The 7,921-nt window shown below is 68.5% G+C and carries 6 protein-coding genes; 2 read left to right on the top strand and 4 right to left on the bottom strand.

Annotated features, from left to right (window positions below; all coding sequences use genetic code 11):
• Positions 1 to 315: 315 nt before the first annotated feature.
• A complete protein-coding gene (locus tag KBY88_RS12945; protein WP_254940342.1) occupies positions 316 to 1,899 on the top strand; it encodes a photosystem II high light acclimation radical SAM protein in 1,584 nt (527 codons plus the stop codon).
• A 9-nt stretch (positions 1,900 to 1,908) separates the two neighbouring features.
• Here KBY88_RS12945 and KBY88_RS12940 read toward each other — a convergent pair whose 3' ends face one another.
• The 4 genes from KBY88_RS12940 to KBY88_RS12925 form a co-directional block, all read right to left on the bottom strand.
• A complete protein-coding gene (locus KBY88_RS12940) occupies positions 1,909 to 2,571 on the bottom strand; it encodes a carbonic anhydrase (protein WP_254940341.1) in 663 nt (220 codons plus the stop codon).
• Positions 2,572 to 2,633: 62 nt separating this feature from the next.
• The gene (locus tag KBY88_RS12935; protein ID WP_514130642.1) at positions 2,634 to 3,515 is read right to left on the bottom strand and encodes a CPBP family intramembrane glutamic endopeptidase; all 882 of its coding nucleotides are present in this window, start codon (positions 3,513 to 3,515) and stop codon (positions 2,634 to 2,636) included.
• Positions 3,516 to 3,830 carry an ATP-dependent Clp protease adapter ClpS gene (gene clpS / locus KBY88_RS12930; RefSeq protein WP_254940340.1) on the bottom strand — a complete coding sequence of 105 codons (315 nt, stop codon included), beginning with the start codon at positions 3,828 to 3,830 and terminating at the stop codon, positions 3,516 to 3,518.
• Positions 3,831 to 3,850: 20 nt separating this feature from the next.
• Positions 3,851 to 5,083, bottom strand: coding sequence for an LL-diaminopimelate aminotransferase (locus KBY88_RS12925; RefSeq protein ID WP_254940339.1), 1,233 nt, complete (start codon positions 5,081 to 5,083; stop codon positions 3,851 to 3,853).
• A 110-nt stretch (positions 5,084 to 5,193) separates the two neighbouring features.
• Here KBY88_RS12925 and KBY88_RS12920 point away from each other — a divergent pair, with 110 nt between their 5' ends.
• On the top strand, positions 5,194 to 7,896 hold the full coding sequence (locus tag KBY88_RS12920) for a TIGR03960 family B12-binding radical SAM protein (RefSeq protein ID WP_254940338.1): 2,703 nt from the start codon (positions 5,194 to 5,196) through the stop codon (positions 7,894 to 7,896).
• Positions 7,897 to 7,921 lie beyond the last annotated feature (25 nt).

Here is a 7,921-nt window from a genome sequence, read left to right as displayed (position 1 = left end):
CCGAACCAACCCACGTAGAGGCGGTTGTCGGTGGAGGTGACCCACTCACAGAACTGGTTCCACGGAGAAGCGCCGGAGCGCTGCTGAATGGTGGTGGTCATAAGAGCGAGAGGTTGCCCCCGTAAGGAGACGGTTAGGTAGGACGGCACCCGGGACGGGCGCTGCCTGCAGAAGTGTAACGGAACGTTGCGCCCTGTGTGGAAAGGTTGAGGCTAAGGATCGGGTAAGGGGCCGCCGGGGCGGTTGTCCCCCCGGGTCGCTGCGGCCGGTCCCGTTGGCGGAGTTGTTAGCGTCCAAGCTCGCCTGAGCGCTCGGATGTCGCCGATCGACCCGGCCCAGCGGGTGCTGCTCATCCGCCTGCCGTGCAACCCGATCTTCCCGGTTGGCCCGGTCTACCTGGCCGACCATCTTCACAAGCGTTTTCCGGAGCTGCCCCAGCGGATCCTGGATCTGGCGGCGCTGTCGGCGCTGGATGTGGAACGGGTCCTGCTGGCCACGATCGAGGCCTTCCGCCCCAGTCTGCTGGTGTTCTCCTGGCGTGACATTCAGATCTATGCCCCGGTGGACGGCCGCAGCGGCAACCCCCTGCAGCACTCCTTCGAGGTGTTTTACGCCGCCAACCCCTTGCGCCGGCTGCGCGGGGCCCTGGGGGGCCTGCGGCTGATGGCGGCCTTCTATGGCGAGCTCTGGCGCAACTTGCGCCTGGTGCGCCGGGGTCTGCGGCGGGCCCGCCGCTTCCATCCCGGGGCCAAGGTGGTGATCGGTGGCGGGGCGGTGAGCGTCTTCTACGAACAGCTCGGCCAGAAGCTGCCCCGGGGCACGGTGGTGTCGGTGGGCGAGGGGGAGCCCCTGCTGGAAAAGCTGATCCAGGGCGAGAGCCTGGAGAGCGAGCGCTGCTTCGTGGTGGGGGAGCCGCCGCGGCCGGGGTTGATCCATGAACAGCCCGCGGGCGTGGTCAAGACCGCCTGCGATTACCCCTATATCGCCTCGATCTGGCCCCAGCTCGACTGGTACCTCGAGGGCGGTGATTTCTACGTGGGCGTGCAGACCAAACGTGGCTGCCCCCATAACTGTTGTTACTGCGTCTACACGGTGGTGGAGGGCAAGCAGGTGCGGGTCAACCCCGTGGAAGAGGTGGTGGCGGAGATGCGTCAGCTCTATGACCGCGGCGTGCGCGGCTTCTGGTTCACCGACGCCCAGTTCATCCCGGCCCGCCGCTACATCGAGGACGCCAAGGAATTACTGCGCGCCATCGCCGCTGCCGGCATGGCCGATATCCACTGGGCCGCCTACATCCGCGCCGACAACCTCGACGCCGAGCTGGCCGAGCTGATGGTGGCCACAGGTATGGACTACTTCGAGATCGGCATCACCTCCGGCTCCCAGGAGCTCGTGCGCAAGATGCGCATGGGCTACAACCTGCGCACCGTGCTGGAGAACTGCCGCCTGCTGGTGAAGGCAGGTTTTCGCGCCCAGGTCTCTGTCAACTACTCCTTCAACGTGATTGACGAGCGGCCCGAGACCATCCGCCAGACCATCGCCTATCACCGCGAATTGGAGCGGATCTTCGGCGCGGCTCAGGTGGAGCCGGCCATCTTCTTCATCGGACTGCAGCCCCACACCCACCTGGAGCAGTACGGCTTCGAGCAGGGGATGCTGACGCCGGGCTACAACCCGATGAGCATGATGCCCTGGACGGCCCGAAAGCTGCTCTGGAACCCTGAACCCATGGGTCGGGTGTTCGGTCGTCTCTGCCTGGAGGCCTTTGAGAGCGATTCCCGTGATTTCGGCCGCACGGTGCTGGCTCTGCTGGAGCGCGACTACGGCGTGGCGCCCTTGGAAGAGGCTCTTAAAGCGCCGGTGGAGGGCCGGCGGGCCCTGGCCAATGCCGTGCGCTGAAGGATCTCTCTAGACGTTCAGCAGCGTGACCTTGCCGCTGGCGATGTCGTAGACGCTGGAGCGAATCGTCAACCGGCCCTCGGTTAACGCCCGTTGCACCAGATCACTCTTGGCGCTCAGCTCTGCGGCGGAGCGCTTGGCGTTGTGGACGACCGCCTGCTGGAGGTCGTCGCCGGGCTGGAGGCTGGCCCGGATCGGTGCCACCAGCTCGCTCAGCAGCGGCGTGAGCGGAGCGGAGCCCAAGGCGGCGGTGACGGCCCCGCAGCCGCTGTGGCCCACCACCAGCACCAGGGGCACTGCCAGGTGATCGATGGCGTACTCCAAGGAGGCGACGGCATCGTCGAAGGCGGTGTTGCCGGCGCTGCGGATCACGAACAGATCCGAAGGGGCGGCATCGAAGATCCACTCCGGGGCCACGCGCGAATCAGCGCAGGCCAGGACCACGGCCCAGGGGGCCTGGCCGCCGACCAGGGTGGAGGCGGTCGTGATGCAGTTGTGGCGCCAGAGGCGACTCAGGGCGCGGCTGCGGCTGGCTGGGGCGCTGGCTCGATCGGCCTGGATCCAGGCGGCGGCGAAACGGGCGTTGCCCTCAAGCAGGGCCCGGAGCGGATCGACGGGTCTGCAGGTGCTGAGCGCCTCTTCGGGGGCATCAGCTCGGACGGTGTCCGCCATACCGAAGAGGCCCAACGAGGCCACGGCGGCCTGCGCGAGAAATCGTCGCCGGGGCTGCAGGGTCACGACGGGGGGGGATGGCCAGAGCCCTGAGTCTCGCCCCACCAGCGCCGGCGCAGCAGCAGCAGGGCGGTGAGCCCCAGCAAGCCCAGCAGGCCCCCGATCGGGTTGGGGCTCAGGCCGCCGGGCCCCACCAGCCAGAGCGGAGCGCCGTTGGTGAGGCTGAGCACCCCCCCCTGGAGCAGGAACCAGCCCCCCACGAGGCCGCCATGGAGCCCGACGGCCCCCCAGAGCACGCCCCCATCGGCACGCCGCTGCAGGGCTAGGACGATCCCCAAGAGCAGCAGGCCACCCTTGAGGGCCAAGAGCGCCGGCCAGCCCTGGTCCAGGGGATAGGGGTGCACCAGGCTGAAGATCAAGGCCTGGAGCAGCAGCGCCCGCTGGCCACCGAGGCCCAGGGCCAGTTCGCCCCAGAGCCAGCCCCGGAACAGCAGCTCTTCGGCGAAGCCCACCCCCAGCAGCAGGGCCAGGGAATTGGCCATCTGAGGGCCCGTGATCCCCTCTCCCACTCTGGCCGCGCCACCCAACAGCAGTCCAGCACTCACCAGCGCTAACAGCAACAGGGCCTTGATCAGCCCTCGCAAGAGGGCCTTCAGGGCCGATGGCAGGGGCACGGCCACCCCAAGTCGGCGCCAGGCGCGCGGCTCATCCCAGCGGCTCCGCAGCCAGGCCGGCAGGGTGAGCAGCAGCAGAGCGAAGCTCACCAGCGTGCCCGTCAGGTTCACCTGGTCGGGCCGCAGGCCCGGAGCCAGCAGAGCCAGGGGCCTGGCCAGAAGCCAGCCGGCCAGCAGGAGCAGGGGCAAGTAACCGACGGTGGCCCACCACCCGCCTTTGCCCCAAACCCCGCCGAGGGGGCTAGGAGCCTGCGGCGGGGTGGAAAGCATTCAGCCCTCGGGCTCGATCGAGCTGGTCAGCCCCTTGGCCTTGAGGCGCTCGCTGTAGAACTCCGCCGGCTCGATGTCACAGACGATCACCAGGCCGATGCCGGTGTTGTGGGCTTCGAGCATCACGGCGATGGCATCCTGCTCGCTCAGGAGCGGCACCACTTCCCGCAGGGTCGAGACCACGAACTCCATGGTGCTGACCGGGTCGTTGTGCAGCAGCACCCTGTAGCGGGGCGAAGGCTTGCGCACCCGTTGCAGATCCTTGTCGAGCACCGTGGCCCCTCCGGGGCTGCGGTTGGGCGTCTCCACCGCCATGGGGTTAGAGGCAACGTCGATCAAAGTTTGACAGCGGCGATGCGGGTCATGGCCTCTTCCACGTTGGCGCGGCTGTTGAAGGCTGAGAGCCGGAAGTAGCCCTCGCCCGCGGCGCCGAAACCGCTGCCTGGGGTCCCCACCACGTTCGCCTGGCTCAGCAGCAGGTCGAAAAAGCCCCAGGAATCCACCCCTGCCGGCGTCTTGATCCACACGTAGGGGGCCTGCTCGCCGCCATAGACGCTCAGGCCTGCGGCCGATAGCTCCCTTCGGATGATTGCCGCATTCTCCATGTAGAAGCCCACCAGGGCTTTCACCTGGGCCTGGCCCTGGGGGGAGTACACCGCTTCCGCTCCGCGCTGCACGATGTAGCTGACGCCGTTGAACTTGGTGCTCTGGCGGCGGTTCCACAGGCCCCAGAGCTCCACCGGCTCGCCATCGGCCGTCGTGCCGCTGAGGCCCCGGGGCACCACGGTGAGCGCACAGCGGGTGCCGGTGAAGCCGGCGTTCTTGGAGAAGGAGCGGAACTCGATGGCGCACTGGCGGGCGCCCTCGATCTCATAGATCGAATGGGGCAGGTCCGGATCCTGGATGAACGCCTCGTAGGCGGCATCGAACAGGATCAGGGCGCCGTTGGCGAGGGCGTAGTCGACCCAGCGCTTGAGCTGGGCCCTGGTGGCCACGGCGCCGGTGGGGTTGTTGGGGAAGCAGAGGTAGATCAGGTCCACCTGGCCCTCGGGCAGGGGCGCGGTGAAATCGTTGGCGGCGGTGATCGGCAGGTAGGTGAGGCCGCCGTACTGACCGGCGCCGTCGGCGTCGCCGGTGCGCCCCGCCATCACGTTGCTGTCCACGTAGACCGGATACACCGGGTCGGTGACGGCGATCCGGTTGCCCTCGCCGAGGATGTCGAGGATGTTGCTGCTGTCGCACTTGGAGCCGTCGGAGACAAAGATCTCCTCGGCACTCACGTCGCAGCCGCGGGACTGGAAATCGTGTTGGGCGATCGCCTCGCGCAGCCACAGGTAGCCCTGCTCGGGGCCGTAGCCGTGGAAGCCCTCGCGGGTGCCGAGTTCATCCACGGCCGCCTTCATGGCGGTGCGGCAGGCCTCCGGCAGGGGTTCGGTGACATCGCCGATGCCCAGGCGGATGATCGGTGCCTCGGGGTGGGCTTCGCTGAACGCCTTCACCCGCCGGGCGATCTCGGGGAACAGATAACCCGCCTTGAGTTTGAGGTAATTGCCGTTGACCTGGACCACGGGAGAGCGACGCCGGCTTGGATGGGCGGCATCCTCCTATGGCGTCGCCCCGCCAGGCAGCTTTCAGAGGGCCTGCCTACGATCGGAATCCGCCTTGCGGCCCTGATCCGATGACAGCCGCAGCCGCTCAGGTCCGCACCGGTGAGCTGCCCGTGCCGTTCGGGCCGTTGGTGGATCGGGGCATCGCCAAGCCCGGTCGCTACCTCGGCAACGAGCGCGGCGTTGAGCCGCGCGACTGGAGCGAGGCCTGGCCGGCGGCGCGGGTGCGCTGGTGTCTCACCTACCCCGAGCTCTACGAGGTGGGGGCCAGCAATCTCGGCCACATTCTTCTTTATTCGATCCTCAACGCTGTCCCTGGGCAGCTCTGCGATCGCTCCTACCTGCCGGCGCCCGACCTGGCCGGGCGGCTCAGGGAGCAGGGCCAGCCCCTGTTTGCCGTCGAGAGTCGGCGGGCGCTGGCCGCCTTCGACCTGCTCGGCTTCAGCCTCAGCTACGAACTCGGGGCCACCAACATCCTCGAGATGCTCGATCTGGCGGGGATCCCGATCCGGGCCAGCGAGCGGGGCGATCGTCCCCTCACCGATCCGGCGGCCCCGCCGCTGATCTTCGCCGGTGGTCCCACCGCCACCAGCAACCCGGAGCCCTTCGCCGCCTTCTTCGATTTCATCGCCCTCGGCGATGGCGAGGAGTTGCTGCCGGAGATCGGCCTGGTGGTGGCCGAGGCCAAAGCGTCCGGCCTGGGTCGCCGCGAACTGCTGCGCGACCTGGCCCAGGTGCCCGGGGTGTATGTGCCCAGCCTCTACGGACCCAGCCCCGATGGGGTGTCGATCGTGCCGCTCGAACCTGATCTTCCCAAGCGGCTGCTGCGGCGGGTGGCCACGCCGATGCCCAACTACGCCATGGGGCTGGTGCCCCACATCGAAACGGTCCACGACCGGCTCACGATCGAGATCCGACGGGGTTGCACCCGCGGCTGCCGCTTCTGCCAGCCGGGCATGCTCACGCGCCCGGCCCGCGATGTGGAGCCCGAGGCGGTGATCGAGGCGGTGGAAACCGGCATGGAGCGCACGGGTTACAGCGATTTTTCGCTGCTCTCACTCAGCTGCTCCGACTACCTGGCCCTGCCGGCGGTGGGGGTGGAGCTGCGCAACCGGCTGGCGGAGCACAACGTCAGCCTCAGCTTGCCGAGCCAGCGGGTGGACCGCTTCGATTCCAACATCGCCCACATCCTTGGCGGCACCCGCCGCTCGGGCCTCACCTTCGCTCCAGAAGCCGGCAGCCAGAGGCTGCGGGACATCGTCAACAAGGGGCTCACCGATGCCGAGCTGCTGCGGGGGATCCGCACGGCGATGGAGAACGGCTACCGCCGGGTGAAGCTCTATTTCATGATCGGCCTGCCGGGGGAAACCGACGCCGATGTGGTCGGCATCGCCATCACCTGCCGGCAGCTGCAGCAGAACTGCCGCGATCTCGGGCGGCTGGAGCTCAACCTCACGATCAGCAACTTCACCCCCAAGCCCCACACGCCCTTCCAGTGGCACAGCGTCTCCACAGGCGAATTCCGCCGGCGCCAGGAGCTGCTGCGCCGCGAGCTGCGGGCGTTGCGGGGGCTGAAGACGAACTTCACCGATCCGCGCCTTTCGGCGATGGAGGACTTCGTCGGTCGGGGTGACCGGCGCCTGGCGCCGGTGATCGAGGCCGCCTGGCGCGCCGGCGCTGGCCTCGATGCCTGGTTCGAGACGATCGAGCGCACCCACGCGGCCTGGACCAGCGCGATCGAGGCGGCGGGTCTGGGGGGGCGTTACCGGGCCCTGGAGCTGGGGAGCTGGTCGGCCACCGAAGCGCTGAGCGCCGCTGATCTGGCGGCGTTCTGCCACCAGCCCCTGCCCTGGGATCACATCGACACCGGTGTCGACAAGACCTGGCTGGCGGATGACCTGCAGCGGGCGCTCGCGGCGATGGTGGTGCCCGATTGCTCCTTTGACGGCTGCAGCAGCTGTGGGGTCTGTGGCCCTGAGTTCGGCCACAACGTGGTGGTGCCGCCCCCGCCGATTCCAGCCCCTCTGCCGCCACGGGCGCCCGCCAGCGAACGGCTGCAGCGGTTGCGTTTTCGCTTCGCCAAGACGGGGGATCTGGCCCTGCTCAGCCACCTCGATGGCGTGAGAATGCTGGAGCGCGCCCTGCGCCGCAGCGGCCTGCCGGTGAGCTTCACCGGTGGCTTCCACCCTCTGCCCCGCTTGGAGTTCGCCCTGGCCCTGCCTTTGGGGGTTGAGGCGGCTGGCGATTGGCTGGATCTGGAGATGGCGGCGCCCACCGCCCCCGAGCAGGTGCTCAGGCGGCTCCAGGCCCAGCTCCCGGCGGGGTTTCAACTGTTGTCGGTGCGCGAGGTCCCGCTGGGCGGCGCCAGCCTGTCCCAGGAGTTGGTCGCCTCCACCTGGAGCCTGGAGCTGCTGGATCCGGGCCCGGTCCCGCTGGGGTCGGCCGAATGGCAGCATGCCGTGGAGGCGTTGTTGGTCGCGTCCCAGTGGATCTGGCAGGACACTGACAAGAAGGGGCGTCCACGGGAGCGGGACCTGCGCCCCTACCTGGAGGAGTTGGCGTGTCTGCAGCCAGGGCCCACGGATCCGCAGGGCACGGTCCGTTTGCGCTACCACGCAAGGATTGACCCCCAGGGGCGCAGCCTCCGGCCGGAGCAGGTGCAGAGCTGGTTCGCCGATCGATTCGAGCGGCCCCTGGCCCTGGGCCGGTTGTGCCGCGAGCAACTGGGCTTACGGGGTGAGAGCGCATTGGATCAGAGGCCCGTGCTAATCTGACCCAAGACGGCACAACGATTGCAGA

Source organism: Cyanobium sp. Morenito 9A2 (assembly GCF_024345575.1).
Lineage (GTDB): Bacteria > Cyanobacteriota > Cyanobacteriia > PCC-6307 > Cyanobiaceae > ATX-6F1.
The sequence above is the reverse complement of the archived record's forward strand: the minus strand, read 5'-3'. Positions and strand labels throughout refer to the sequence as shown.

Bases quoted from the DNA above. Each gene is read 5' to 3' on its own strand.
- KBY88_RS12945 (WP_254940342.1), top strand. From the start codon at position 316: ATGTCGCCGATCGACCCGGCCCAGCGGGTGCTGCTCATCCGCCTGCCG.
- KBY88_RS12940 (WP_254940341.1), bottom strand. From the start codon at position 2,571: ATGGCGGACACCGTCCGAGCTGATGCCCCCGAAGAGGCGCTCAGCACC.
- KBY88_RS12935 (WP_514130642.1), bottom strand. From the start codon at position 3,515: ATGCTTTCCACCCCGCCGCAGGCTCCTAGCCCCCTCGGCGGGGTTTGG.
- clpS (WP_254940340.1), bottom strand. From the start codon at position 3,830: ATGGCGGTGGAGACGCCCAACCGCAGCCCCGGAGGGGCCACGGTGCTC.
- KBY88_RS12920 (WP_254940338.1), top strand. From the start codon at position 5,194: ATGACAGCCGCAGCCGCTCAGGTCCGCACCGGTGAGCTGCCCGTGCCG.